The organism is Bacillus salipaludis, from assembly GCF_030938565.1.
Classification (GTDB): Bacteria; Bacillota; Bacilli; order Bacillales; family Cytobacillaceae; genus Neobacillus; species Neobacillus salipaludis_A.
In genome coordinates this window covers 4,119,444-4,143,367 of record NZ_JAVGVR010000001.1, presented here as the reverse complement: position 1 = coordinate 4,143,367, position 23,924 = coordinate 4,119,444, and the positions used below count along the sequence as shown (strand labels likewise).

At 37.4% G+C, this 23,924-nt stretch carries 24 protein-coding genes and 1 pseudogene; 20 read left to right on the top strand and 5 right to left on the bottom strand.

Annotation, left to right across the window (positions count from 1 at the left end; genetic code table 11):
* Nucleotides 1-13 precede the first annotated feature (13 nt).
* A complete protein-coding gene (locus tag RCG21_RS20615) occupies nucleotides 14-1,105 on the top strand; it encodes a spore germination protein (protein ID WP_133334852.1) in 1,092 nt (363 codons plus the stop codon).
* Complete coding sequence (locus RCG21_RS20610) at nucleotides 1,102-2,313, top strand: Ger(x)C family spore germination protein (RefSeq protein ID WP_133334854.1); 1,212 nt, start codon at nucleotides 1,102-1,104, stop codon at nucleotides 2,311-2,313. The genes RCG21_RS20615 and RCG21_RS20610 overlap by 4 nt, the downstream gene beginning before the upstream one ends.
* A 78-nt stretch (nucleotides 2,314-2,391) precedes the next feature.
* On the opposite strand, the gene RCG21_RS20605 is transcribed toward RCG21_RS20610, so the two are convergent.
* Together RCG21_RS20605 and RCG21_RS20600 are read right to left on the bottom strand one after the other, a co-directional pair.
* On the bottom strand, nucleotides 2,392-3,321 hold the full coding sequence (locus RCG21_RS20605; protein ID WP_133334856.1) for a response regulator: 930 nt from the start codon (nucleotides 3,319-3,321) through the stop codon (nucleotides 2,392-2,394).
* Between the two features lie 4 nt (nucleotides 3,322-3,325).
* Nucleotides 3,326-4,645, bottom strand: coding sequence for an ATP-binding protein (locus RCG21_RS20600; protein WP_133334858.1), 1,320 nt, complete (start codon nucleotides 4,643-4,645; stop codon nucleotides 3,326-3,328).
* A 247-nt stretch (nucleotides 4,646-4,892) separates the two neighbouring features.
* Here RCG21_RS20600 and RCG21_RS20595 point away from each other — a divergent pair, with 247 nt between their 5' ends.
* The 3 genes and pseudogenes from RCG21_RS20595 (at nucleotide 4,893) to RCG21_RS20585 (ending at nucleotide 7,746) form a co-directional block, all read left to right on the top strand.
* Nucleotides 4,893-5,873 carry a glutaminase gene (locus tag RCG21_RS20595; RefSeq protein ID WP_133334860.1) on the top strand — a complete coding sequence of 327 codons (981 nt, stop codon included), beginning with the start codon at nucleotides 4,893-4,895 and terminating at the stop codon, nucleotides 5,871-5,873.
* A 30-nt stretch (nucleotides 5,874-5,903) separates the two neighbouring features.
* Nucleotides 5,904-7,540: pseudogene (gene aimA, locus RCG21_RS20590) on the top strand (glutamate/serine transporter AimA).
* Between the two features lie 56 nt (nucleotides 7,541-7,596).
* Complete coding sequence (locus RCG21_RS20585; protein WP_165976266.1) at nucleotides 7,597-7,746, top strand: hypothetical protein; 150 nt, start codon at nucleotides 7,597-7,599, stop codon at nucleotides 7,744-7,746.
* A gap of 61 nt (nucleotides 7,747-7,807) precedes the next feature.
* Here the strand turns inward: RCG21_RS20585 and RCG21_RS20580 are convergent, their stop codons facing one another.
* Nucleotides 7,808-8,431, bottom strand: a complete 624-nt coding sequence (locus tag RCG21_RS20580; protein WP_308913722.1) for a TetR/AcrR family transcriptional regulator — start codon at nucleotides 8,429-8,431, stop codon at nucleotides 7,808-7,810.
* A gap of 209 nt (nucleotides 8,432-8,640) precedes the next feature.
* On the opposite strand from RCG21_RS20580, the gene RCG21_RS20575 reads away from it, so the two are divergent.
* The 4 genes from RCG21_RS20575 to RCG21_RS20560 all read left to right on the top strand — a co-directional run bounded on the left by RCG21_RS20575 (nucleotide 8,641) and on the right by RCG21_RS20560 (nucleotide 12,198).
* A complete protein-coding gene (locus RCG21_RS20575) occupies nucleotides 8,641-9,081 on the top strand; it encodes a MarR family winged helix-turn-helix transcriptional regulator (protein WP_133334866.1) in 441 nt (146 codons plus the stop codon).
* A 5-nt stretch (nucleotides 9,082-9,086) separates the two neighbouring features.
* Nucleotides 9,087-9,740, top strand: coding sequence for an HlyD family secretion protein (locus RCG21_RS20570; protein ID WP_133334868.1), 654 nt, complete (start codon nucleotides 9,087-9,089; stop codon nucleotides 9,738-9,740).
* Between the two features lie 8 nt (nucleotides 9,741-9,748).
* On the top strand, nucleotides 9,749-11,611 hold the full coding sequence (locus RCG21_RS20565; protein ID WP_133334870.1) for a DHA2 family efflux MFS transporter permease subunit: 1,863 nt from the start codon (nucleotides 9,749-9,751) through the stop codon (nucleotides 11,609-11,611).
* A gap of 188 nt (nucleotides 11,612-11,799) precedes the next feature.
* Nucleotides 11,800-12,198, top strand: coding sequence for a DoxX family protein (locus RCG21_RS20560; RefSeq protein ID WP_133334872.1), 399 nt, complete (start codon nucleotides 11,800-11,802; stop codon nucleotides 12,196-12,198).
* 397 nt (nucleotides 12,199-12,595) lie between these two features.
* Here RCG21_RS20560 and RCG21_RS20555 read toward each other — a convergent pair whose 3' ends face one another.
* Entirely contained in the window at nucleotides 12,596-13,294 is a 699-nt protein-coding gene (locus RCG21_RS20555) for a hypothetical protein (protein ID WP_133334874.1), read from the bottom strand.
* A 352-nt stretch (nucleotides 13,295-13,646) separates the two neighbouring features.
* On the opposite strand from RCG21_RS20555, the gene RCG21_RS20550 reads away from it, so the two are divergent.
* The 3 genes from RCG21_RS20550 to RCG21_RS20540 all read left to right on the top strand — a co-directional run bounded on the left by RCG21_RS20550 (nucleotide 13,647) and on the right by RCG21_RS20540 (nucleotide 18,276).
* Nucleotides 13,647-14,819: a sulfite reductase subunit alpha gene (locus RCG21_RS20550; RefSeq protein WP_133334876.1), complete on the top strand. Its 1,173-nt coding sequence runs from the start codon at nucleotides 13,647-13,649 to the stop codon at nucleotides 14,817-14,819.
* A gap of 1,778 nt (nucleotides 14,820-16,597) precedes the next feature.
* Complete coding sequence (locus tag RCG21_RS20545; protein WP_133334878.1) at nucleotides 16,598-17,437, top strand: GNAT family N-acetyltransferase; 840 nt, start codon at nucleotides 16,598-16,600, stop codon at nucleotides 17,435-17,437.
* Between the two features lie 263 nt (nucleotides 17,438-17,700).
* Nucleotides 17,701-18,276 carry a hypothetical protein gene (locus tag RCG21_RS20540; protein ID WP_308913721.1) on the top strand — a complete coding sequence of 192 codons (576 nt, stop codon included), beginning with the start codon at nucleotides 17,701-17,703 and terminating at the stop codon, nucleotides 18,274-18,276.
* A 45-nt stretch (nucleotides 18,277-18,321) separates the two neighbouring features.
* Here the strand turns inward: RCG21_RS20540 and RCG21_RS20535 are convergent, their stop codons facing one another.
* Nucleotides 18,322-18,501 carry a DUF3896 family protein gene (locus RCG21_RS20535; protein WP_133334882.1) on the bottom strand — a complete coding sequence of 60 codons (180 nt, stop codon included), beginning with the start codon at nucleotides 18,499-18,501 and terminating at the stop codon, nucleotides 18,322-18,324.
* Between the two features lie 326 nt (nucleotides 18,502-18,827).
* Here RCG21_RS20535 and RCG21_RS20530 point away from each other — a divergent pair, with 326 nt between their 5' ends.
* The 8 genes from RCG21_RS20530 to RCG21_RS20505 all read left to right on the top strand — a co-directional run bounded on the left by RCG21_RS20530 (nucleotide 18,828) and on the right by RCG21_RS20505 (nucleotide 23,716).
* Nucleotides 18,828-19,367 carry a CcdC protein domain-containing protein gene (locus RCG21_RS20530; protein WP_133334884.1) on the top strand — a complete coding sequence of 180 codons (540 nt, stop codon included), beginning with the start codon at nucleotides 18,828-18,830 and terminating at the stop codon, nucleotides 19,365-19,367.
* Between the two features lie 20 nt (nucleotides 19,368-19,387).
* On the top strand, nucleotides 19,388-19,867 hold the full coding sequence (locus RCG21_RS20525; RefSeq protein WP_308913720.1) for a hypothetical protein: 480 nt from the start codon (nucleotides 19,388-19,390) through the stop codon (nucleotides 19,865-19,867).
* Nucleotides 19,783-19,992 carry a response regulator gene (locus RCG21_RS33590; protein WP_133335564.1) on the top strand — a complete coding sequence of 70 codons (210 nt, stop codon included), beginning with the start codon at nucleotides 19,783-19,785 and terminating at the stop codon, nucleotides 19,990-19,992. The genes RCG21_RS20525 and RCG21_RS33590 overlap by 85 nt, the downstream gene beginning before the upstream one ends.
* Nucleotides 19,993-20,079: 87 nt before the next feature.
* Entirely contained in the window at nucleotides 20,080-20,307 is a 228-nt protein-coding gene (locus RCG21_RS20520) for a hypothetical protein (RefSeq protein ID WP_235824828.1), read from the top strand.
* Entirely contained in the window at nucleotides 20,277-20,426 is a 150-nt protein-coding gene (locus RCG21_RS33585) for a LuxR C-terminal-related transcriptional regulator (protein WP_235824807.1), read from the top strand. The genes RCG21_RS20520 and RCG21_RS33585 overlap by 31 nt, the downstream gene beginning before the upstream one ends.
* Nucleotides 20,427-20,589: 163 nt before the next feature.
* Entirely contained in the window at nucleotides 20,590-21,081 is a 492-nt protein-coding gene (locus tag RCG21_RS20515) for a CarD family transcriptional regulator (protein WP_133334888.1), read from the top strand.
* Nucleotides 21,082-21,489: 408 nt separating this feature from the next.
* On the top strand, nucleotides 21,490-21,690 hold the full coding sequence (locus RCG21_RS20510) for a cold-shock protein (protein WP_026576199.1): 201 nt from the start codon (nucleotides 21,490-21,492) through the stop codon (nucleotides 21,688-21,690).
* A gap of 580 nt (nucleotides 21,691-22,270) precedes the next feature.
* Complete coding sequence (locus RCG21_RS20505) at nucleotides 22,271-23,716, top strand: L,D-transpeptidase family protein (protein ID WP_133334890.1); 1,446 nt, start codon at nucleotides 22,271-22,273, stop codon at nucleotides 23,714-23,716.
* Nucleotides 23,717-23,924: the final 208 nt, after the last annotated feature.

Sequence of the window (23,924 nt, the reverse complement as noted above, 5' to 3'; positions counted from 1 at the left end):
GGAAGAGTAAGGTATGATTCTAAATCCTAAAGATCAAATCACGACTTCCCAGGCAGCGGTTATCCTCATCAACGCGATTCTTGGCACAGGAATCCTCACCTTGCCCAGGGCGTCCGTAGATAAGGTGGGTACTCCTGATGTATGGATCACCGTTTTGTTAGGCGGGCTGCTAGCAATCCTTGCAGGAATTATTATTGCGAAGTTAAGCCAGCGATTTCCGCAAAAAACTTTTTATCTCTATAGTCAGGATATTGTAGGCAAGTGGGTCGGCGGATTTCTTGGTTTACTTGTTATTGGTTATTTTCTCGCCACATCCGGTTTTCAAATCCGTTCCTTGACGGAAGTAACAAAGTTCTTATTACTGGAAGGAACTCCCAGTTGGGCGATTATCCTGCCATTCATGTTGGTGGGGCTTTATTTAATGATGGGCGGAATTAATCCAATTGCACGACATTTTGATATTATTTTACCGATAACGGTCGTCCTTTTTTTGCTCGCCATTTTTTTGAGTTTCAAAATATTTGAGATCGATAATTTACGTCCCGTATTGGGGGCGGGAATTATACCAGTGCTAAAAGGGGTAAAAACAACGGCGCTTGCATTTACTGGTCCTGAGGTTATGCTGTTCCTTGTGGCTTTTATGAGTGAGCCAAATAAAGCAGTAAAAGCCGTGATAGTGGGTATTACGATTCCTTTAATATTTTATATCATTACTGTCGTCCTTGTAATTGGTGCATTATCAGCGGATGAGGTGGTCACAAGAACATGGCCGACACTTGATCTGCTGCGAAGTTTTGAAATCTCAGGTTTGATTTTTGAACGATTTGAATCATTGCTGCTGGCGATTTGGATTATGCAAATGTTTACCATTTATACAATTGCACACTATGCTGCTGCACTGGGACTGGCTCAAATTTTTAAAAAGAATATTCATACATTTATGATTGGATTGGTACCGGTTATTTATTTAATTTCCATGATTCCTAAAAATTTAAATGATGTTTTTAAGCTTGGTGATGTAATTGGGAATGCTGCATTGTATCTATTTGGTGTAATGCCACTATTCCTTCTCATCATCGCAAAATGGGTGAGAAGGGCAACATGAAGTTTAAACACTTGTTCGTTCGTATTCTTTTTGGTTCACTGTCTGTTATTTTTCTGTTTTCCCTCACTGGCTGTTGGAGCAGCCATGAAATCGAGGAGTTAAGTCTTGGGGTAGGAATGGCCCTAGATACAAATAAGGATTCAAACTCCGAAAAAATGATGAATGAGAAATACGCAGAGGATTCAAAGGAAAATGCAATTACTATCACTTACCAACTTATTACGCCAGAAATCGCCAGCTCATCGAGTAAAGGGGAAGAATCACAAAAAAATTCCTACTTGAATATTTCTGAAACGGGAAATTCTCTTATCCAAGAGGTGCGGGAATTATCATTACGGTCGGACCTTCCCTTAAATGCCTCACATATGAAAGTCGTGGTTATTGGGGAAGAACTGGCGCGATCGTTCAGTTTGCAAGAGTTATTTGATCTGTATCTTCGGGATAATGAGTTCCGCCCAAGCTGTCTGGTGGTTGTCAGTAATGGGAGAGCAAGCGATTCCTTAATATCCAAGAAGGAAGGAGAAGTTCCTGCCTTCCGTTTGTTTGGAATCGTCGATAATGCTTATCGAACAACCAGGATTTTACCTCCAGTCTCGATTATTAAATTGGATAGCAAGCTCCAATCGGGTTCCAGTTTTCTATTACAAAACGTGGTTTCAGCAAATGGACAAGTGGAATTTGCCGGAGCTGCAGTGATAGATGGAAAGACAAAAAAATTGCGTGGTTTTTTAAATAAGAAGGAATTAGAAGGAATTACCTGGTTGGCGGGAAAAGAAAAAGGCGGTGTGGTCAAAAGTTTTGATCAACAGTCAAAAAGGCTGATTATGTATGAGATTGAAACCATAAAAAGTAAAATCACACCACATATAAGGGGAAACACCATCTCATTTGATGTCAATATTGAATCAAAAGGGATATTAATGGAGCATCGGGTAACATCCAGTACACCGTTTGAAAATTCTTTTCTTAAAAGGGCAGAAGCGTCAATCGAAAGTGCCGTAAAACAATTGGTCGAGGATTCAGTAAAAAAAATGCAAAAGAAATATCAAGTAGACGTGGCTGGTTTTGGCAACCGTATAAAAATTGAAAATCCGAAATTATGGGAAAAAGTTAAAAAGGATTGGGATCAAACCTTCAGTAAGGTTCCCATTCATTACAACGTGAAAATAACGATCAAAGGTTACGGGGCATCCGGTCATTATAAATAAGATTACTAATAGATAGATCTCAAAGAAAAAACTTCACGAAACAAGAATTCCGTGAAGTTTTTTTGTTAAACATGTAAGCTATTGTTCTGAATGAACCCGGTGAGCTTCAAAATAGAGGACTTGAATAAATTTTTTCGCATTGATTCGGGTTAGCGATGTTGATGGTGCAGAGCCATTCTTTAATTCTGCCATTTTAGTCCTGACGGTTGCAAAGTCAAAAAACTTTGAAGCATAATTCTCAAACTTCCAATTCGAAAAATCGGCTAGACCAAGGGATGCCAGATGATTCAACGACTGATAAATGGCCCGGCGCACCCGCTGTTCGGTTGCTTTAATTTCTTTGTTTATTTCGACGACTGGAGCAGCGGTTCCCAGTCTTTTTTTAGCTAAATCGATAAATATTCCTTTTAGGGTAGGAAAGCGATTGTTTAAAATGTCTGTTTGTTCAGTTTGCTCTAAATATTCGAGGATGTCCAGTAAATCTTTACTGCCATTTTCACCTGCGATCCCTAATTCCGTTAATAGAAATTGACCGGAATTTCTGATGCTTTTTTTATTCATAGGATTTGCTTTTCTTGGTGATGGATCGAATTTAAGCACGGCATGAAGAGACTTGTGAATATCCTGTATCGATTTTTCCAATTGGATTTTTTCGATGACTTTTTGAAGAATCGTTAATACTTCAATTCTGTTTACCGGTTTATTGATATAGTATTCACTGCCAAGCGAGTATGCTTCGGCAATCAAATCTTTTGATTCGACTTGAGAAATCATGATGATTTTTCCTTCGAAATACGATTTTATTTGCCGGATGGTTTCCAATCCGTCCCGATTTGGCATCAACAAATCAATTAATAAAATTTCGATGTTAAGCATGTTCAGATTTTCGCCATCAATTAATGAACCATCTTCTGCTTCTCCAACAACTTCCCCTAAACCTTCGTCTTCGATGATTTGGGCTAACATCGACCGAACTGCTTCATCATCGTCGATAATGTAAAATCGCATCGAATCATCCTTTCTTGATTAACTGACTCACGGGTAATCGAATTATGAAAATCGTTCCTGTTCCTTCTGCTTGATCCTCAACCGTTATTTTACCTTCAAGTTGTTCCATCATTTCTTTGACAAACGATAATCCCATACCAGTAGATGGATTTCCGGACTGATCATATTTCGAGGTAAATCCTGGCTTGAATATTGCATTTTTTCGCTTGGCTAGGATACCGGGTCCGTTATCGCCAATTTCAAATTCAATCATTTCTTGATTCTTTTCAATGTTGATTGAAATAATTCCAACATTGTCAATTGCTTCTACCGCGTTTGTGACGATATTATTGATGATTGATAAAAGGGTGAACGCGTGGTAGGGAGGATGAACTCCACTAATGGAATACTCAATGTGAATCTCTTTACCTAGTAAAGAGGCATATTTTTCATTTGTCCGTTTTATGATGGAAATCAGCTCGTTTAGTTCCATATAATCCGCAAAACGTTCAACGGAGATGAGCTTCGAAAGTCCTGCAAAAATACGCTGATTATCTTTTTTAATCTCATGAACTTCTCCAGCGATACTCAACGCCTCCCTAGAGAAATCCTCGATTGAATTGGCAATACTCGGAACGTTTTTCAACTCATATAAGCCTTTGTATAAATCATAGGATTTTTTTGTAATGTTTTCGGCATTTACCAACGTTTTTTTTAAATGAATTGATTCTTCATATAGGTTGGAAATCAACAGGAGCATATGCTCATTTTGTTTTCGAATTTGTCTTTCTCTTTCTTGTGCCTGATACAGCTGCATGATGGTGAAAAAGCTAAGAACAATAAAACTGTGCGAAATTGCCATCATCAGGATTTCGCTTAGTGATGAAATTTTAATTGTAGTTCCTAAAACAAAGTATTGAACGGTCAGTTCAACGATATCAGACAGGATCTCGATTGAAATGCCTATCCATCCGATGACCAAAAGCCGGTTATGAAATCGGTTGACTCTTGCCAAATAAAAGAAACAAGCATAAGCCAAATAAAAGAAAAAGCTTGAAAAATTGTCTTTCAAAGAGCTTACCCAATGAAAATGCTCATTCTGGATAAATTCTAGCAGGATACGAAACCCTACAATATTTATAGCGGTCAAAAAACCGGGCAAGACAGGCGGAATCTTACGAAATAATAACAAAAAGAATAAAAAGGTCGGCACCCCAAAACTGATTCTGAAGGCGGCATTGATTGGATAAAAATTGATAACACCTGCTAAGGGGACCGTTATCAACATCAAAATAAGGATGTTGATGTCTTTTTTGAGTAGTGGGCTGAAATTCAAAATGATCACTTCCTGTTTGTCTGAACAAAAGTATACAGGTAGAAATATCTGAACACAATGCCAGAGCCATTTTTGAGAAATTTTATTTTTAAGATAAAAAACTTTCTGTAGATTTCCGTTTTCTTTTGTAGTGCGGATTATAGAATCAATTATATTTTTTAAGTAACATTTCGAAAGCGGTTTCTAAACCGAACATTTTATGAAAGTGAGGGGATTCCGCTTTCATTAATGTAAAAACATTAAAGGAGAGAAGAAATTGAGCCAAGCGATAAAACAAGAGGTTCATAATCAAAGAATAGATGGGTTGGATAAATTGGTGACTCATTTTCGCTCTTTTGCCACGGAAGGAAAATGTGCTAGCTATATTCCTGCTTTGGGGAAGGCCAACTTATTTCAGCTGGGAATTTGTATTGCATTACCAACAGGTTCAACCATCCGGTCAGGGGATTGGCAAGTCCCATTTACATTACAAAGTATCTCAAAAGTAATCAGCTTTATTACAGCATGTGTAACCCGTGGTATTTCTTATGTGTTGGACCGGGTTGATGTCGAACCAACAGGTGATCCCTTTAATTCTATCATTCGTTTGGAAATGCATAAACCGGGAAAGCCATTTAACCCGATGATCAATGCAGGTGCCATTACTGTTGCTTCCATGCTTCCTGGGGATTCGTCGCAAAGTAAACTAGAAAATGTTAATCAATTAATTGAGAGTATGATAGGAAAACGTCCAAACCTGAATGAGGAAGTGTTTCAATCCGAATGGCAAACAGCACATCGAAACCGGGCTTTGGCTTACTATTTAAAAGAGACTGGCTTTTTAGAAGCCGAGGTGGAGGAAACACTTGAAGTTTACTTAAAGCTTTGTTCGCTGGAAGTGACTACAGAAGATATCGCCATGATTGGAATGATCTTGGCGCATGATGGATACCATCCCATTCAACACGTACAGGTTTTGCCTAAAGAAGTGGCCAGACTGACCAAAGCTTTGATGATTACTTGTGGAATGTACAATGCTTCCGGTAAATTTGCGGCATTTGTCGGGCTCCCGGCAAAAAGCGGGGTATCCGGAGGAATTCTGGCGTTAGTTCCGCCAAATAAAAATAGAGAACATCCCTTTCAAGACGGTTGTGGAATCGGGATTTATGGACCGGCAATTGATGAATTTGGGAATAGCCTGACAGGTGTTAAATTATTAAAGCATTTGGCTCAGGAATGGGATCTCTGTATTTTTTAAAGTTATCTAAATAAGAAAGAGGTTGAATGGATGAACAATCAATTACAAAGAAGGATGGGAACGTTTGCCTTAACAATGGTGGGTATAGGTTCGATGATCGGATCTGGCTGGTTATTTGGGGCTTGGAGAGCGGCGCAAATCGCCGGTCCTGCAGCGATTTTTTCCTGGCTCATCGGAATGACGGTTATTTTATTTATTGCTCTTTCTTATTGTGAATTAGGCTCGATGTTCCCTGAAGCAGGGGGAATGGTGAAATATACTCAATATTCTCATGGGTCGTTCATTGGGTTTCTCGCCGGTTGGTCTAATTGGATTGCCATAGTTTCGGTAATTCCCGTTGAGGCCATTGCTTCTGTTCAATATATGAGTTCGTTGCCTTGGAAATGGGCTCAGTGGACTCATCAACTGGTCGTAAATGGCAGTCTAACCTTAAAAGGCTTATTGCTTGCTTCTGTATTTTTATTTATCTATTTTCTCATTAATTATTGGACGGTTAGCTTATTTGCAAAAGCGAACTCTCTAATCACGGTTTTTAAAATCATCATCCCTGGACTGACGATTGGCTCCCTCTTATTTGTAGGTTTTCATGGCGGGAATTTTACGTTGAACTCAGGAGGCGAAAGTCATAGTTTATCAAGTGTCTTTACAGCTGTCGCGACATCAGGTATAATTTTTGCATTCAATGGTTTTCAAAGTCCAATCAATATGGCAGGTGAGGCTAAGAATCCCGGGCGTTCCATCCCGATTGCGGTAGTGGGTTCGGTCCTGATTGCAACGATGATCTATGTTCTCTTGCAAGTTGCTTTTATTGGGTCTGTCGATCCTTCCTTAGTTGTCCATGGCTGGAATCTGTTAAATTTTAATTCTCCTTTTGCTGATTTGGCTATTGCACTAAACCTGAACTGGCTCGTCATCATACTCTATTCTGATGCTTTTATTTCTCCTTCAGGAACAGCTATTACGTATACCGCCACAACGGCGCGGATGATCTATGGGATGCAAAAGAATAAGTATTTTCCAGCAGTGTTTGGAAATATTCATCCCTTGTATGGCGTACCACGTCCGGCAATGTTCTTAAACCTGGCTGTATCGTTTCTATTTTTGTTCTTGTTTAAGAGGCTGGGAAACTGGCGGAAGTCATTTCTGTTGCGACGTTAATTTCTTATATTACAGGACCTGTTACCGTCATGACATTAAGAAGGACAGGGGCACGTTTGTATCGGCCTATCAAGCTAAAAGGACTGAGCATTATTGCTCCATGCGGGTTTGTTTTTGCTTCTTTAACCCTCTATTGGGCATGTTGGCCGTTAACCGGACAGGTATTATTATTTATTATGATTGGTCTTCCGATTTATTTTTACTATCAAATAAAAGTGAAATGGAAAGGGTTCCGCCGGAATTTTCTCGCTGGTCTATGGATGGTTGTATACCTATTATGTATGATGTGTGTATCCTATTTAGGAAGTAACAAGTTTGGCGGAAAGGACATTATCCCATACGGCTGGGATATGCTCTTAATTGCCGGTTTATCTCTAGTATTTTATGTTTGGGGCTTTAAAAGTGGGTATGAGACAGAATATCTGCAAGAAGCGTACAAAGTGAATGAAGAAATTAGGGCAAATAAGGAAACAAATGCCTTGGAAATCAAGAAAGAAACAGCAGTATAGTAAATCTGTTTAGTTAAATCATTTCTATTAATCTATGAAAAGAGGAATATATTTTTATGTGGATTATCACAGTCTATTCAAAAAACAATGTTAACATGTTTGAATTTGACACAGAAAAAGAAGCAAAAGAGGCATTTAAAAAAATTCAAGGTCCGAAATTTCTTACAGAAATGATTTACTATAATGATGAGCGTTTTATTGTATAGTATAGAAATATAATAAGTGCCAGGCACCAATCCAGTATGGGAGAGGCCTGGCACTTATTTTTTATTTCTTATAGAACCCTCTTTTAAGTAAATCCAGTTCCAAAGAAAAGGCCTTCATTGCATCATTCATATGAATTTCCCTCGCAAAGACAGAAATGAGATTTCGAAGCATTACGGCCGTCATGATTTTAAAGATATGGTGCAATTCTTCCTCATTTTGTACATTTAAATTTTCCGAGTTGATCGAGTGAATGATTCCCATGAATCTGCTTTTTGCTTTTTCCTCATAAATATTCTGTGTTATCGCTTTTTCGATTCGATAATTCATGTTTAAAAAGGTATTTTTAAAATATTGGCGATTTTCCTGTTCTTCAAAGGTGATGAGAATGGATTTAAACCAATCGATAAAGGACTGAAATAAATCTCCTTCATTCATTTTTAAGATGGAAATGAAGCGCTCATTATTCCGAGTAGAATGCTCATCTAATAAAAAATAGAACACATCTTCCTTATCCTCAAAATATTGATAAAAACTCCCCCTGGGTATGCCAGCATCCTTAATGATATTTGAAATGGATGCTTCATTTAATGGAACCCGCGAAAATTCCTTCTTCGCAGCTTTCAATAATCCTTCTTGTTTTTCTTTTGATAAATTTAAAAACGTTGGTTTTGGCAACGATTTCACTCCTTATATCATATGACAATGTGTCACAATTTATCCTAACTATATGATAATAGGCCTATAAATTAATGTCAATGCACATATGACAATGTGTCATTTTTTATATTGACACTTAAATGTCCACTGATTATAATGTATTTCTGTAAAGATTATTTCGCATACGAAATATTCCAGTGGGAAAGTTTAGAAGAATAATAGAAAGGAGAGCAGCGATGGCCGTACTAAATAATGAGATCTATGAATCATATTTAGCGATCAATAAAGCCATCAAAAGACTGATTAAATTTGATGCAGATAAATTAGGAATCACAACAGTCCAATTAAAGGCAATCTACAAGCTTGCGACGAATCCCAATATAAGTTTAGGAGAACTTGCCGAAAAATTAAGAATGACGAACAGTACTGCAAGTAATGTGATTGAACGATTAGTTCAAATGGGCTTAGTCGAAAGGGTAATTCCCCCTGAAAATAGAAGGGTGGTCTCCATTCATTTAACAGAAAAAGGGAAAATGATCTTAGATCAGTTTCATTCTTCGGACTCCCTTTTTATCAATAAAATGAACGATGTCCTTGATTTACCGGAGGAGGATGTCTCGGAGCTGTTACGGTTGCAAACGATTGTCTTACAGAAGCTTACAATAGAGGAGGAATAGGGTTAATGAGTGCAAAACGTTTACTTTTAATCAACATTATTATGTTACTTGTTCTAGTAGGAGGAGGTTTTGGGATTTATGCCTATTACAATAAATCAGTCAATTATTTAACGACTGACAATGCCCAAATTGCTGGACAACAGGTGACGATTGCAGCAACGGCAAATGGAAAATTAACAAATTGGAATGCCAATGTTGGCGACCATTTTTCAAAAGATGATAAGGTTGGAACTATTACTACTACGGGCGCGGATGGTAAACCTGTCAAAATGAATGTGACGCTTCCAACGGATGGAACGATTGTGCAAAGTAATGCCGTTAAAGATTCGTTTGTTGCCGCAGGGACACCGCTTGCCCAAGTCTATAATCTGGATAAATTATGGGTAACAGCGAATATTGAGGAAACAAGTATTGATGAAATCGCAGTAGGACAGGATGTCGATATTTATGTGGATGCATTCCCAAATAGCGAATTAAAGGGAACAGTAAAACAAATCGGCTTAGCAACTTCAGGGACATTCTCTCTATTGCCTAGTACAAATACCACAGGTAATTACACAAAAGTTACACAGGTTGTTCCTGTAAAAGTATCCATTGATGATAATAAAGGTGTTGCCATTGTCCCTGGTATGAACGTAACCGTGCGAATTCATAAGTAGGTGATAAAATGTCCATATATATCACGGGTTATGTTATTTTAGCCATATTGGTTTTACTTATTATAAATTTTACGATGATCAAACAAAGAAAGCGGAACATGCTTCCAACGAAAGTGATGGATCAAGAGGGTAAGGAAAATCCTGTTCAAACGAAAATCAATGATGATGAATTAAAGGAAATAAGTTTGGAAACTGAAGAGGTTGCGGTTAATACCCAGCAGGATTTATCCCATCAAGTCGAAGAAATGCTTGAAGATTCGGCGATTGCTGAACCGGCATTAGAATATGTTGCGGATGTACAGAAAGAAGAAGTTAGAAAGAAGCGGGAAAAAGAAAAGGCTGTTGACGATAAAGGGAATTCAGGAACAGGGAAAGTGCTTGTCGCGTTAATGCTTGGTGCCTTTGTTGCCATTCTGAATCAAACCTTATTGAATGTAGCCATCCCCCATATTATGAATGATTTAGGTGTTTCGGCGAATACGGTTCAATGGCTCTCAACAGGTTATATGCTGGTTAACGGAATTGCGATTCCTGTTACAGCCTTCCTGATTGAAAAGTTTGGGACTAGGAAACTATTTATCTCTGCCATTCTTCTCTTCACACTAGGATCGTTGGTTTGTTCCCTGTCAGCCAATTTTAGTATGCTGATGATTGGAAGGATTATTCAGGCAAGTGGTGCGGGTATTATTATGCCGCTTTTGATGACGGTATTTTTCGCGTTATTCCCTCCAGAAAAACGAGGCAAGGCAATGGGGATTATGGGCATTGTTATGATCTTTGCCCCTGCAATTGGACCGACCTTGTCCGGTTGGCTGATTGGACATTATTCATGGAGACTACTGTTTGACATTGTCATTCCAATCGGTGTCCTTGATTTAATTCTAAGCTTTTTGTGGATGAAGGACGTAACGAAAATAACCAATCCGAAATTTGATTTTCCAGGATTTTTATTTTCAACCTTAGGTTTCGGCTTCCTATTGTATGGCTTTAGCGAAGCTGGAAATGATGGCTGGGACAGCGGTACGGTTATCGTTTCCTTAGCGGTCGGTATTATTTCATTAGTTGCTTTCGTCTGGCGTGAATTAACAGCAGATAAGCCGATGCTTGATTTACGAGTTTTTAAATATGACATTTTCGCTTTAACGACGATTATTAGTATGATCGTGAATATGGCGATGTTTGGTGCCATGATCCTGCTTCCGATTTATTTGCAAAATATTCGCGGCTATACGGCATTGGAATCAGGATTATTGATGCTTCCTGGTGCCATCGTGATGGGGATTATGTCACCTATCTCAGGCGCACTTTTTGATAAAATTGGTGCAAGATGGCTGGCGGTTATTGGCTTAGCGATTACGGTCATAACCACATGGCAGTTTACAAGTCTTAGTATGACAACCAGCTATGGTCATATCTTATTTCTATATGTCATGCGGATGTTTGGGATGTCCTTTATTATGATGACAGTTATGACAGAGGGACTTAACCAATTGCCACGTCATCTTGGTGCGCACGGGACTGCGGCCTCTAATACGGCCAGACAGGTTGCGGGTAGTATTGGGACGGCGCTTCTTGTAACGGTCATGTCGACAAGGCAAGGGGGGCATTATGGTGATTTTACCAATACTGTTACAAGTTCGAATCCTTTTATTGCTGATAAATTTTCGCAGCTTACGCAGGTCTTATCAGGTTATGCCCACATTCCTGCTGCAGCAGGAAAACAACTAACAACCTATTTGGTTTATGGGCAATCGATGCAGCAAGCGACCATTGACGGGATTAATGATTCGTTTATTGTCGCAACGGGTATTGCATTTGTCGCTTTAATTTTAGCGTTCTTTATTAAACGTGCGAAGGTAAAAGAACAGTAAGTGGAAGGAATAACTAGAAAAGGCTCTTCAAAGGGCCTTCTCTAGTTGTTTTTATTTTAGAAAAATTATTTCAAATAAATTTATCTGCTATTCTGGAGCATTTATCTGCGTTGCTAAGGTAAAGGAACAATCTTTTAGAAGTGAGTCAATATTAATGATCTACACTTAAAGAAAGGAGAGGTATGGGAATGGTTAATATCGGCCTTTTGATTATACGTTTGGCTATTGGTCTTACGTTTGTAGGGCATGGAGCCCAAAAATTGTTTGGATGGTTTGGGGGACCAGGGGTAGTAAAGTTCGGTGAATTTTTAGGTACGATTGGAATTAAGACAGGCGGAAGAACCTGGGCAATCCTTGCCGGAATATTTGAACTTATAGGAGGTCTCCTTTTTTCCGCCGGCATCCTCACCTGGTTAGGTGCAGTCCTAATTATTATTGTGATGATTGATGCAATCATCACTGTCCATGGTAAAAATGGTTTTTGGCTAACTGATGGAGGATATGAATATAATTTTATTTTAATTGCTGTTGTTCTTGGCGTGGCACTAACTGGACCTGGTGATTATGTTTTAATTTATAAGCCATAATATGGGGACATTTAAAATGTTCCTCACCTTTACGGTTTTAAAATGTACAAAGAATTTTTAAAGAAATGAACAAAATTCCAAAAACAATTTTAACATGTTTGAATTTGACACAAAAAAAGAGGCAAAAGAAGCATTCAGAAGCATTCGAAAAATTTAAGGCTAAATTCCTTACTGAAATGATAAACTTTAATGATGATTGTTTTATAAACGGATAATCATAAAAAAGGTGCTTAACCCGATTGGTTAAGCACCTTAAATTTATTATTAGGAAAAAGTTTCTTTTCTTTATCACGTCCTTTTATCATGGAATTTATCTAATCGAAAGGATTACCTTTTTAATCCTTTTTCTTCGATTAGATATTGTATGAAGTTGTATATTCCTTTTAAAAATAATCCTTCACCATCCCTTCATGATAAAAATGGTTTGTTTCTGATCACCCGGACCGATAAAATCTAATGCGGCAGGGGAAAATAGTGCAACTTTTTTCTTAGCGCCCTCCAAAAGAATTCGGATTGGCTCAAAAACTACGTTATCCTGAAAGACATGGCCTCCCAAGAAGATCCTCTTTCTTTCCCTACTTGAGAAGACAGCTTTATTTTTTGAAGAAACAAATTTAACTGCGACAGGCTCTTTCTCTTCTTCTTGTGTTGTCAATGAAGCGTTTACAGTTTGTAAAACTTCCTCTTCAATCGAAGCGACGATTCCGATTTCGCGTTCATTCAATACCAAGACGAAGTGATATCCTGTTTCCGTTTTCATCTGGACAACAGACACTTCATCCGTAATGAACGTAACAAAATCCTCGGTTTCGTTTGTGTGTGAGTCTTGTGAGGCTTCTTTTTTCCTGATGACTCGATAATAGGCTTTTGTGCCCATTTCCTCATCTGTGAAATCAAAGGGTTTGATACTCTCAGTGCGCACAAGATACAATTGATTGACTTTTTCGTTGCGGTTTAGTTGGACACATAGGGCAATATCTTCTTTCACCGCCTTTCTCTCACCGTTCGAGAGCATAGGGACATTCATTTTCATACCTGGAAATTGAACGAAGATATAGCTGAAGTTTTTCCTAGGTTGTACATTCTGAAGTCTCATCCACTCACAACCTTTCCGAAATGGTTTTAAGGTTTTTAACCCTGATGAAGTATAATTCAATATTGTTTTGTTCTTTCCTTTCTGGGTATGATGAGTTTTCATCGTCACTTTCTTATGAAATACGAGGTTTGCTCACAATTGTTGAGGAAATATGAGCAGAAATACTATCGAAAAACATAGAATAGAACATTTTTTGTCGTTTGATTTTATAGTTTATTTTTAATTAGTTGGAATTTTTTAAATAAGAAGGATGGGCGGGATTAAATTTTTGAAAATTATGTGTTAAAAAACATACCTGATTTCTTTTCTCTGTGTTATCCTAGCATATATACAACTTTGGGAGGTAAGAGAAATGCAAGTTACTGCAGATAATGCAAAAAAAGACAAACCTACACCTACATTTTCAAGAACGAATCCATTTCCAGCAAGGATTCTTAAAAATGTAAATTTAAATGGAGAAGGCTCTAGTAAAGAAACAAGACATATAGAGTTGTCGTTAGAAGGCTCTGGCCTTTCTTATGTACCAGGAGATGCTCTTGGTGTTGTTCCTGAAAACGATCCAGAACTTGTGGCTGCCCTTCTTGTGGAAATGCATTGGGATGAAGAAGCAGTTGTCACTATTAATAAGCAAGGTGAAACACTGCCATTAAAGGAAGCGCTCACAAGCTTCTTTGAAATTACCCTGCTGAATAAAAAGATTTTACAGCAGGCAGCCGCATTCACTGAAAATGAAGAGCTTCAAAAGCTTGTGGTGGTTGAAAACGCTGCGCAACTAAAAGAATATTGCTATGGCCGTGATTTGCTTGATATGTTACGTGACTTTGGTCCATGGAAAGCTACTGCCCAAGAAATCGTTTCCCTATTAAGAAAAATGCCGCCACGGCTTTATTCGATTGCTAGCAGCATTGCCGCTCATCCAAATGAAGTACATTTAACCATTGGTGCTGTACGATACTCATCTAACGGACGTGATCGTAAAGGGGTTTGCTCGATACAATGTGCGGAACGCGTTCAAGAGGGCGATACGCTTCCAGTATTTGTTCAACCAAATAAACACTTCCATCTACCGGAGACCGGGGAAAGTGATATTATCATGGTTGGCCCTGGGACAGGCATTGCACCATTCCGTTCGTTTATCGAGGAGCGTGCAGTAAATAAAGCATCAGGCAAGACATGGTTATTCTTTGGAGACCAGCATGCTGCGTCGGATTTCCTTTATCAGGATGAGTTAGAAAAATATCTACAGGATGGAATCCTAACAAAACTTGATGTTGCATTCTCTCGTGATACAGCTCAAAAGGTTTATGTTCAGCACAAAATGCTTGAACATGGCAAAGAATTGTTTGCATGGTTAGAAAAAGGTGCAACGTTCTACGTTTGTGGTGATAAAGAACATATGGCAAAGGATGTCCATGAAGCCCTAATTACTGTGATTGAAAAAGAAGGCGAAATGGCTCGTGATGCAGCTGAAGCGTATCTAAAAGAAATGCAATCAAATGGCCGTTATCAGCGTGACGTGTATTAAAATAAATAGGTGTTAGCTGAAGCTTTCGCAAGGCAACGAACCAGTTTTTTTGGGGCGTTGCCTTTTTTGTGTTTATTTTTGTATGATTTAGTATGCTGATTGAGGGGAATTAGTCTGGACCTAGATGTTTTGTACGGAATGAAGTCCAAAACTCAGAAGGGTACGGGAGGAAATGGTCTTCATAGAAGGAATGAAGTCCAAAACGCATGAGGTGGCTGAAGGAAATGGTCTTCATAGAAGGAATGAAGGCCAAAACTCATGAGGTGGCTGAAGAAAATGGTCTTCATAGAAGGAATGAAGTCCAAAACACATGAGGTGGCTGAAGGAAATGGTCTTCATAGAAGGAATGAAGTCCAAAACTCATGAGGGTACAGGAGGAAATGGTCTTCATAGAAGGAATGAAGTCCAAAACTCATGAGGGTACAGGAGGAAATGGTCTTCATAGAAGGAATGAAGTCCAAAACTCATTAAGTCACAGGAGGAAATGGTCTTCATAGAAGGAATGAAGTCCGAAACTCATGAGGAGACAGGAGGAAATGGTCTTCATAGAAGGAATAAAGTCCAAAACTCATGAGGGTACAGGAGGAAATGGTCTTCATAGAAGGAATGAAGTCCGAAACTCATGAGGGTACTGGAGGAAATGGTCTTCATAGAAGGAATGAAGTCCAAAACACATGAGGTAGCTGAAGGAAATGGTCTTCATAGAAGGAATGAAGTCCAAAACTCATGAGGTTGGCTGAAGGAAATGGTCTTCATAGAAGGAATGAAAGCTAAAACTCATGAGGGGACTGGAGGAAATGGTCTTCATAGAAGGAATAAAGTCCAAAACTCATGAGGGTACAGGAGGAAATGGTCTTCATAGAAGGAATGAAGTCCGAAACTCATGAGGGTACAGGAGGAAATGGTCTTCATAAAAGGAATGAAGGCTAAAACTCATGAGGAGACAGGAGGAAATGGTCTTCATAGAAGGAATGAAGTCCAAAACTCATGAGGTTGGCTGAAGGAAATGGTCTTCATAGAAGGAATGAAGTCCAAAACTCATGAGGTGGCTGAAGGAAATGGTCTTCATAGAAGGAATGAAGTCCAAAACTCATGAGGTGGATGAAGGAAATGGTCTTCATAGAAGGAATGAAGTCCAAAACTCATGAGGGTACAGGAGGAAATGGTCTTCATAGAAGGAATGAAGGCTAAAACTCATGAGGGGTGCAGGAGGAAATGGTCTTCATAGAAGGAATGAAGTCCAAAACTCATGAGGGTACAGGAGGAAATGGTCTTCATAGAAGGAATGAAGTCCAAAACTCATGAGGGTACTGGAGGAAATGGTCTTCATAAAAGGAATGAAGGCTAAAACTCATGAGGAGACAGGAGGAAATGGTCTTCATAGAAGGAATGAAGTCCAAAACTCAGAAGGATACAGGAGGAAATGGTCTTCATAGAAGGAATGAAGTCCAAAACTCATGAGGGTACAGGAGGAAATGGTCTTCATAGAAGGAGTGAAGTCCAACACTCATGAGGAGACTGGAGGAAATGGTCTTCATAGAAGGAATAAAGTCCAAAACTCATGAGGTTGGCTGAAGGAAATGGTCTTCATAGAAGGAATGAAGTCCAAAACTCATTAAGTCACAGGAGGAAATGGTCTTCATAGAAGGAGTGAAGGCTAAAACTCATAAGGTGTCGTTATTAGACTTAAACAAAGTGAAAGAACATTTTCCCAAAAGCAGGAATGTCTAGAGTTTGTCCAGAATAGAAATAAAGCGTTGTGAAAGGAGTGGTCTGTAATGTTAACAGAGTTAGATTTACTTGATATTAAAGCTCTTCAGGAGGTTTGTGAATTAGAGGGCGGCTTTCACCTGAAGTTGAATTTTGATATGCTTGAAAACCGGGCTGAAAATAGTAAGGATGATTTCTTCTATTATGAAAATGGCCGACTCGTTGGTTTTCTCGGAAGCTATTATTTTGGGAACAAAGTGGAACTCTGCGGAATGGTCCATCCGAATTACCGGAGAAGAGGTATATTCTCTAAATTGCTTGAAATGGGACTTGAGGAAGTAAAGAAACGAAACGTCAGAAACATTTTGTTAAATGCTCCTACCAGCTCCCAAACGGCAAAGGCGTTTTTAAAAAATATTCCTTGTACGTTTACCGTCGCAGAATATCAAATGAAATGGCATAAAACAGAATTGACAGAGGATCCTGCTATTATCGTAAGGCCATCGATTTCAAATGATGATTGGGAAGCTGAAGTCCAACTGGATGTCTTAGGCTTTGGTCTATATGAAAATGAGGCTCGTAAGATGCAACAGGAGATTAGGAAAGACAGTAACGAACAATGGCTCATTATTGAAGCAAATGGTAGAACGGCAGGGAAAATGCGTGTGGATGAAAAAGATGGCGATGCATGGATCTACGGTTTCGCAATTTATCCCGAACTTCGCGGGAAGGGAATTGGGAGAAAAGCTTTATCTAAAGTGGTAAAAATGGAGCATCAAAAAGGACTTTCTATTTTTCTTGAAGTGGAAGCCAAAAATGCCCGTGCACTTGGACTCTATGAATCATGTGGATTTAGGAGCTATCATTCACAGGATTACTATGAATTTCTTAAAGTAAATAAAAATTAAACAAGGCTGCATTAGCAGTCTTTTTTTGTTCTATTAACGATATTTTTTAGAAAACATAATAGGACTTTGTAATTAAAAACATGAAATTTGTGGATTTTTGGAAGAAAAAGAAGGATTCTTAGATTTAATAAAGAAATATATATATTTAAATACAACTACGATTCATCTGCCATCTAAAATATTTTGAAAGATAACAAGAGAAATGCGATATAGAAAAAGATAATAGCATCCATTTCATCAAGGTATGAAGGAAGGTATAGGATATGAACGATAATTTTTTTACTGATTATAAAAATTTTATAGTAGTACCAGAAGAGGTAAAGCAAGCTGGTAAAGAAGGATTTGAACCAAAAAGTTATGCCGCGCATTATATAGTGACATTGTCGATTTATGATTCCCGTTTATCAGCCTTGAGAGATGCGAGCAAATATGAAATCGATGTTGAAAAAAGCATCAAAGCAGTCTTGAAGGACTTCAATCAAATGCAGTCCAAGAGGTACCATCTTCAATTACTTGAATTAGACAAATTTAAAAACTATTTTATTTTGGCCCTTTCCACTAAAATAAAATTTGAACCTGAGGAAGAGAATGAACAAGTTTCTTTTATCATTGATAAAATGCTCATGAACTCTTTTTATGTAGGGCAAAGTTGGTTTAACCTAATTGGTGAAAAAGGAAAAGTCGAACGAAAGCTCTTTTGCTGGTCCTTTAAGGAATATAAAATGGAGAACCAGGACAATTCAAAAATAGACGGAAAATTTGAAAATATCAGTGAATTAATTCCTAAAAATGGACAGATTACGCTGGTTAAAGCATCATTAAAACAGGAAGTGCTTTAATCTGAATTCACCGCAAAACAAAAGGAGCGAAACCCTCGCTCCTTTTTAATGTATATTTCCTCTTTCAAAGTGATTCATTTCTGTTAATTCAATAATATAGTTATAGTTGTCAATCGAGTGCTGGATTGAATCCATTTGCTCTTTCGATAAGTTCTTACCCTCTAACATCTTCACTAAATTCAGTTTATTTTTCTCAATGATCGAGATCACTTCTAAATAGTCCATACTTTAACATCCTTTCCTGTTTAAGAATAAAATTACAGCAAGTATTTGTAAGCGTTATCTGTGGTGTTATCTTTATTTTATACTGTGAAGTAATAGATGAACCGTGGCAGCTGTAGCAAAATGGTGTCACCTTCGTTACGAAATTGGTACAGATTTCTTGCTAAAAGGCTGCTAGTCCGTCATTATGCATGTCCATACCTTGATCTCTATTTAGAGATATAGATTTTTAAAAATTTTTCTACCCAAGGTTAGTCGATATATGGAATTAAAGAATATATGATAATAACAACGGTTTTATTTATCATTTAACTAAATGGGGGATAAGCATGAATCAGCATTCTTTCTCGATTATTATCATCATCGCTCTTATTTTTTTAAGTATTGTAAGACGCGTCCGTCGAAATATTGGCTGGCAGCAATTAAAACAAGGAAACCTGCTGTTTCGAATTATTTTGTTTCTGATTATTGGGTTAATCTTTTTAGCGGGAGGTGTTGTCCACCCGATCAGCTTAATCTCTGATGTGGTGGGTATACTTTTAGGGAGCATTTTGGCTTTTTATAGTGTAGGTTTAACCACATTTGAACAAAGAGAGGGACGTTTGTTTTACCGCCCGAATATTTGGATTGGCAGCATGGTAACGCTTCTTTTTCTTGTTCGTTTTATTTATCGGTTTTATAGTATGTTTACCGGCGGAACACTTAGTGGATTACAACCAGGACAAACAAATGGATGGCAAAACATTAGTTATACCACCGGGAATTCATGGACAGCTGGGCTTATGCTCATCATGTTTTCTTATTATGTTATTTACTATATGATTTTGTTGAAAAAGCAAAAACAAATTTCCCAAAGGAATACGAATTAATATTCAAGGAGACCTTTCTCATGTTGCATGAAGAATATCAACAGAATAGAAGAAAGATGATTGGCCTGGCAGTCATCTTTTTTCTTATGTTTACCTATCGATTTTTTTTCGGTCCTTTTCCGAAAATGTTTCTAAACCTTTTGATTTGTTTAACTTACTCCGTCATTTTGTTTCTTCCTAAATCATGGTGGACGAGAAAGAAATTGTTCGGTACAGCCTTAATACTCATAACTGAGACAGCGTTTGGTGTCTTTTGGTTTCATGAAATGAACCTTATCTATCTGCTATCCATTTTTATTTTTAATGTAACGATGCAAATATCCTTTTCAAAGTCATCGATTTCTGTGGTAGTAACAATGTTAATAGTTGCCATGCTTTATATTCGATTCGGAAAAGAAACTGTATTTAGTATTGTATCTTTCATTTTCTTAACCATAGTACTTTACTTTACGATTCGGTTACGGCTGCAGCGGAAGAAAATGTATCGGGTGAATCAATAGGGGAAGCTTCTAATGGAAAAGAGGCTATTGAAATAGCCAATGAATGCAAGCCGGATGTCATCCTAATGGATGTTCAAATGCCTATCATGTCGGGAATTGAAGCGACAACGGCAATATTGAATTAGTTTCCAGCAACAAAAGTTGTTATTTTAATACCTTTTGATGACCAAGAGTATATTTATCAAGGGATTCGCGCAGGAGCTGTTGGGTATTTGCTTAAGGATGCGGAAGTCGAAGACATGTTAGAGACGATTCGTGCTGTCTTTCGTGGGGAGGCCGTATATAAAACAAGTTTGGCTGCTTATGTGCTTTCAAGGGTAGTGACCAACAGCTTACATGTTTCTGGAGTCAAACACAAAACAATTTTTGTTGAACCTTTAACGGAGCGGGGAAGGAAATTTTTCAAGAAATGGCCTATGGATTACGGAATGATCAAATAGCTCAAAAACTAATGATAGCGGAAGGAACGGTCAAGTCGCATGTAATCGGATCCTGCAAAAGTTTGGATGTGAAGATCGAACTCAGCTTGTCGTTATGGCACTTCGTAACGGAATGGTGAAATAAAATGACTACCAGGAATTATCAGCGGAGATTGGCCAATTTTCTAAAAAATATTTTTTAAAAAATAAACACAAAAATATTGACACTAAATATTAATTGGTGGTAAAATAATAAATTTGATAAAAAATAAAATTTGTGGTATGCTTGAATAGGTTTAAATTTTGGAGGTGGTTTATTTGTTTCAAGTTGGTGATTACATTGTTTATCCAATGCAGGGTGCCGGTGTTATTGAATCGATAGAAGAAAAGGAAGTCTTAGGTGAGACACATCAATACTATGTAATAAAAATGCCAATCAGTAAAATGCAGGTAATGATTCCTATTGGAAAAGAAAAAAAATCACGTATTCGATTAGTTTCTGATATACCTACACTTGAAAACGTATTGCGAATTTTTCAGCATGGACAAACCGATACCAATCTTTCAATGAAAGAAAGGTATAAAATTAACTCAGAAAAATTGAAAACAGGAAATATCAAAGATGGCGCTGAAGTTGTGCGTGATCTAATGCGCATCAATAAAAATAAAGCACTTAATTCAAGTGAAAAACAAATGCTAGAAAGCGCACGGAAGATATTTATAAGTGAACTAGGATTAATTAAAGGACTCACTGAAAATCAGGCAACAGATTTGTTAAATAATAAAGTCGGCTAGTTTTTCCTCTAGCGTTTATTGTGATTAAACTGAAGAAATTTATCCTATTCAAGCATTTTTCATCATTAACTTCTTTATTTCCTCACATTAATCAGACGTTTCTACTTTTATTCATTTCTGATTTTTACCAAACGTTTTAATTTTGGACAAATATATTTATTATGCCTAATTCAAACTGGCGCGGCCATTGGAGCCGTAAGGATGAAAGAGAGGTTGGGCTTTCGTTGTTTTAGGCAATTTAATTTATTTTATTGTCCCCTTGTAATTTTTTAGAAGAAGTGGTATATTAAAAAAGAATTATTTTTGTCCGGTGTAAAGAAAGTGGATTTCTAACTTTTCGTCTTGATGATCACTGAGAGCAAGGATAGTAATATATTGTGTGTAATTACACACTAGGAGGCAACACAAATGGAAAATGGTAAAGTAAAATGGTTTAACGCAGAAAAAGGTTTCGGATTCATCGAACGTGAAGGCGGAGAAGATGTATTCGTTCATTTCTCAGCTATCCAAGGCGAAGGTTTCAAATCTCTTGAAGAAGGTCAATCCGTAACTTTTGATGTTGAGCAAGGTCAACGTGGAGCTCAAGCAGCAAACGTTCGTAAAGCATAATAATAAAAAAACAGACTCTTACATTAGAGTCTGTTTTTTTATTTAAGGATTAAAATATAAACGTTTTAACTTTGAGAATTGTCCAGCTCCATCGCCTAGTCCTTCGAAGTTGCTTCGGTATTGTCAATGAAGTCAAAGAACGACTTCACTGCCAGGAACGATGACCAAGGCGCTTGCGATTTTCTTATTCAAGGCAATAAAAAACACCACTCACGAATGAGCGGTGCAGATAAAACGGTAAATCAAATGGTAATGCAAGTATAGCATATAAATTTGAAAAAACCTAAATAATACTTAAATTTATAAAAGATTTCATAAAAAGTAAAAGAGTGGGATCCATTTTCCCTTTTACGATGGATCTAAATCTAAGACGTTTTCTTTCGAAAGCGTCTTTTTTTTGTCCAAATTTAGGAATAATTTGAGTGAAAAAATTAAATATATTTTTATACAAATTATGACAAAATTCATATTGTTCAATCAACTAAAATAGTACCAAGGATATAGACAAACCAATCAAACGCTTAAGCAGTATTGAAAAAAGAAAAGTGTGTCCATGTTTTGCAACTAAGGGGGAAGGACAATGAGAAGTACGGTATACATGCCAATTAGACAAATTCATAAAAGGCGGAATAACCCATTAAGAATGTTAATAAACGGGAAATCTATAGTAATAGCCATTATCGTTTTATTAGCCTTAGGATTTGCGGGTATTTATTATTATCAGGCAACTCGGTTCAATCAGAATATTAAAATCAATGGCACAAAAGTTGGTGGATTGACCGCAGATCATGCTTTAAAAAAATTACAATCAACTGTATTAAAAAACGAAGTCTTTATTGGAAAGGATAGAATTTTCAATGGAAAAGATACAAAAACGGGATTTAGCAATAAAGACCTAAATAATGTCAAGGAAATATTAAAAAAGCAAAAGACATTTTTACCTTCCTCAAAGGAAAAAAAATATACGCTGCTGCCAAGTAATGTGGATAAGTATCACAGTCAAACAATTAGGGAAAATGTAGAAAATCAACTCAAAGCTATAAATAAAAGCTTAAAAGGCACAAGTGATTCGGCGGTTTTTTTGAAAAATGGGAAGATTATCACCCCAAACAGCAATATTGGTCATTTAGTTGATGTTGGGGGTACCATAAAAGATTATCAGAAAAAGGAATATAATAGTGTGATTCATTTGAACCCCGTATACATAGAGCCTACCAATGTGAATACTGCGTTGGTAAAAAAAGAAGAGAATTTGCTGCAAGAACTTTTGCAGCGAACCGTCGATTATAAGCTGCAGGATAAAATTTATTCTTTAAAAGCGAGGGAAGTAATCAAGAATGCATCCCTTTCCAAAAAAATGAAGTATATCATTGATCCGAGCATGATTAAGAACAAGATTGCTGAGATGAATCGTTCGCAATCTACTTTAAATAAAAATTATAAATTTAAAACACATTCAGGTAAGGTTATTTCAGTAAAAGGAAAGTCCTACGGTTGGGCAATCGATGTTGATGCAGAAACCAAGCGAATTGTGAAGGCCTTTGAAAAAGGGGAAAACTCGATTAAAGCCTATAATATTTACGGCGTTGGTTGGAGCACATATGGTGTCGGCTATCATGTTACATCAAATAATGGCATAGGTGATACGTATGCGGAAGTGTCCATTAACGATCAACGTATTTGGATTTATAAAAATGGTCAATTAAAAGTGACAACCTCCGTGGTTACAGGCTGGCATGGAGTCAATCAAGATACACCAAAAGGGGTCTGGTATGTGCAGTATAAGAAATCTCCATCCATTCTTAGGGGGAGCGAAGTTGGAAATCCGAATTATTCTGTTAAAGTGACATATTGGGCTCCGTTTACATTGGATGGTGTTGGATTCCATGACGCCGGCTGGCGGAGTAACTGGGCAAGTAATGCCTATCTATCCAATGGATCAGGTGGTTGTGTTAATATAAAGCCAGATGTGATGAAAAAGGTTTATGCCAATCTTGTTCAAAACGAGGCTGTAGTGGTTTATTAAGAAGTGGTAATTACCGGAAATACAGTTTCCGTATTAAAATCTTACTATATTAAATATGAATGGAAAAAGCCTTCAATGTGAAGGCTTTTTTTTATTGTTACGCTGGCAGTACTTTGCAAAAATATTTAAAATCTCAAACGAATATCTTGAAAATTATCGTTAATAGGTATAAAATTTTGTTTTGTGAAATCACTTTTATTATTATGTT

Excerpts from the sequence above, each read along its gene's own strand:
- RCG21_RS20530 (WP_133334884.1), top strand. The coding sequence starts at position 18,828 with ATGAATCAGCATTCTTTCTCGATTATTATCATCATCGCTCTTATTTTT.
- RCG21_RS20560 (WP_133334872.1), top strand. The coding sequence starts at position 11,800 with ATGGTTAATATCGGCCTTTTGATTATACGTTTGGCTATTGGTCTTACG.
- RCG21_RS20615 (WP_133334852.1), top strand. The coding sequence starts at position 14 with ATGATTCTAAATCCTAAAGATCAAATCACGACTTCCCAGGCAGCGGTT.
- RCG21_RS20550 (WP_133334876.1), top strand. The coding sequence starts at position 13,647 with ATGCAAGTTACTGCAGATAATGCAAAAAAAGACAAACCTACACCTACA.
- RCG21_RS20565 (WP_133334870.1), top strand. The coding sequence starts at position 9,749 with ATGTCCATATATATCACGGGTTATGTTATTTTAGCCATATTGGTTTTA.
- RCG21_RS20610 (WP_133334854.1), top strand. The coding sequence starts at position 1,102 with ATGAAGTTTAAACACTTGTTCGTTCGTATTCTTTTTGGTTCACTGTCT.
- RCG21_RS20540 (WP_308913721.1), top strand. The coding sequence starts at position 17,701 with ATGAACGATAATTTTTTTACTGATTATAAAAATTTTATAGTAGTACCA.
- RCG21_RS20505 (WP_133334890.1), top strand. The coding sequence starts at position 22,271 with ATGAGAAGTACGGTATACATGCCAATTAGACAAATTCATAAAAGGCGG.
- RCG21_RS20545 (WP_133334878.1), top strand. The coding sequence starts at position 16,598 with ATGTTAACAGAGTTAGATTTACTTGATATTAAAGCTCTTCAGGAGGTT.
- RCG21_RS20570 (WP_133334868.1), top strand. The coding sequence starts at position 9,087 with ATGAGTGCAAAACGTTTACTTTTAATCAACATTATTATGTTACTTGTT.
- RCG21_RS20575 (WP_133334866.1), top strand. The coding sequence starts at position 8,641 with ATGGCCGTACTAAATAATGAGATCTATGAATCATATTTAGCGATCAAT.
- RCG21_RS33585 (WP_235824807.1), top strand. The coding sequence starts at position 20,277 with ATGGCCTATGGATTACGGAATGATCAAATAGCTCAAAAACTAATGATA.
- RCG21_RS20535 (WP_133334882.1), bottom strand. The coding sequence starts at position 18,501 with ATGGACTATTTAGAAGTGATCTCGATCATTGAGAAAAATAAACTGAAT.
- RCG21_RS20555 (WP_133334874.1), bottom strand. The coding sequence starts at position 13,294 with ATGAGACTTCAGAATGTACAACCTAGGAAAAACTTCAGCTATATCTTC.
- RCG21_RS20605 (WP_133334856.1), bottom strand. The coding sequence starts at position 3,321 with ATGCGATTTTACATTATCGACGATGATGAAGCAGTTCGGTCGATGTTA.
- RCG21_RS20525 (WP_308913720.1), top strand. The coding sequence starts at position 19,388 with ATGTTGCATGAAGAATATCAACAGAATAGAAGAAAGATGATTGGCCTG.
- RCG21_RS20510 (WP_026576199.1), top strand. The coding sequence starts at position 21,490 with ATGGAAAATGGTAAAGTAAAATGGTTTAACGCAGAAAAAGGTTTCGGA.
- RCG21_RS20585 (WP_165976266.1), top strand. The coding sequence starts at position 7,597 with ATGTGGATTATCACAGTCTATTCAAAAAACAATGTTAACATGTTTGAA.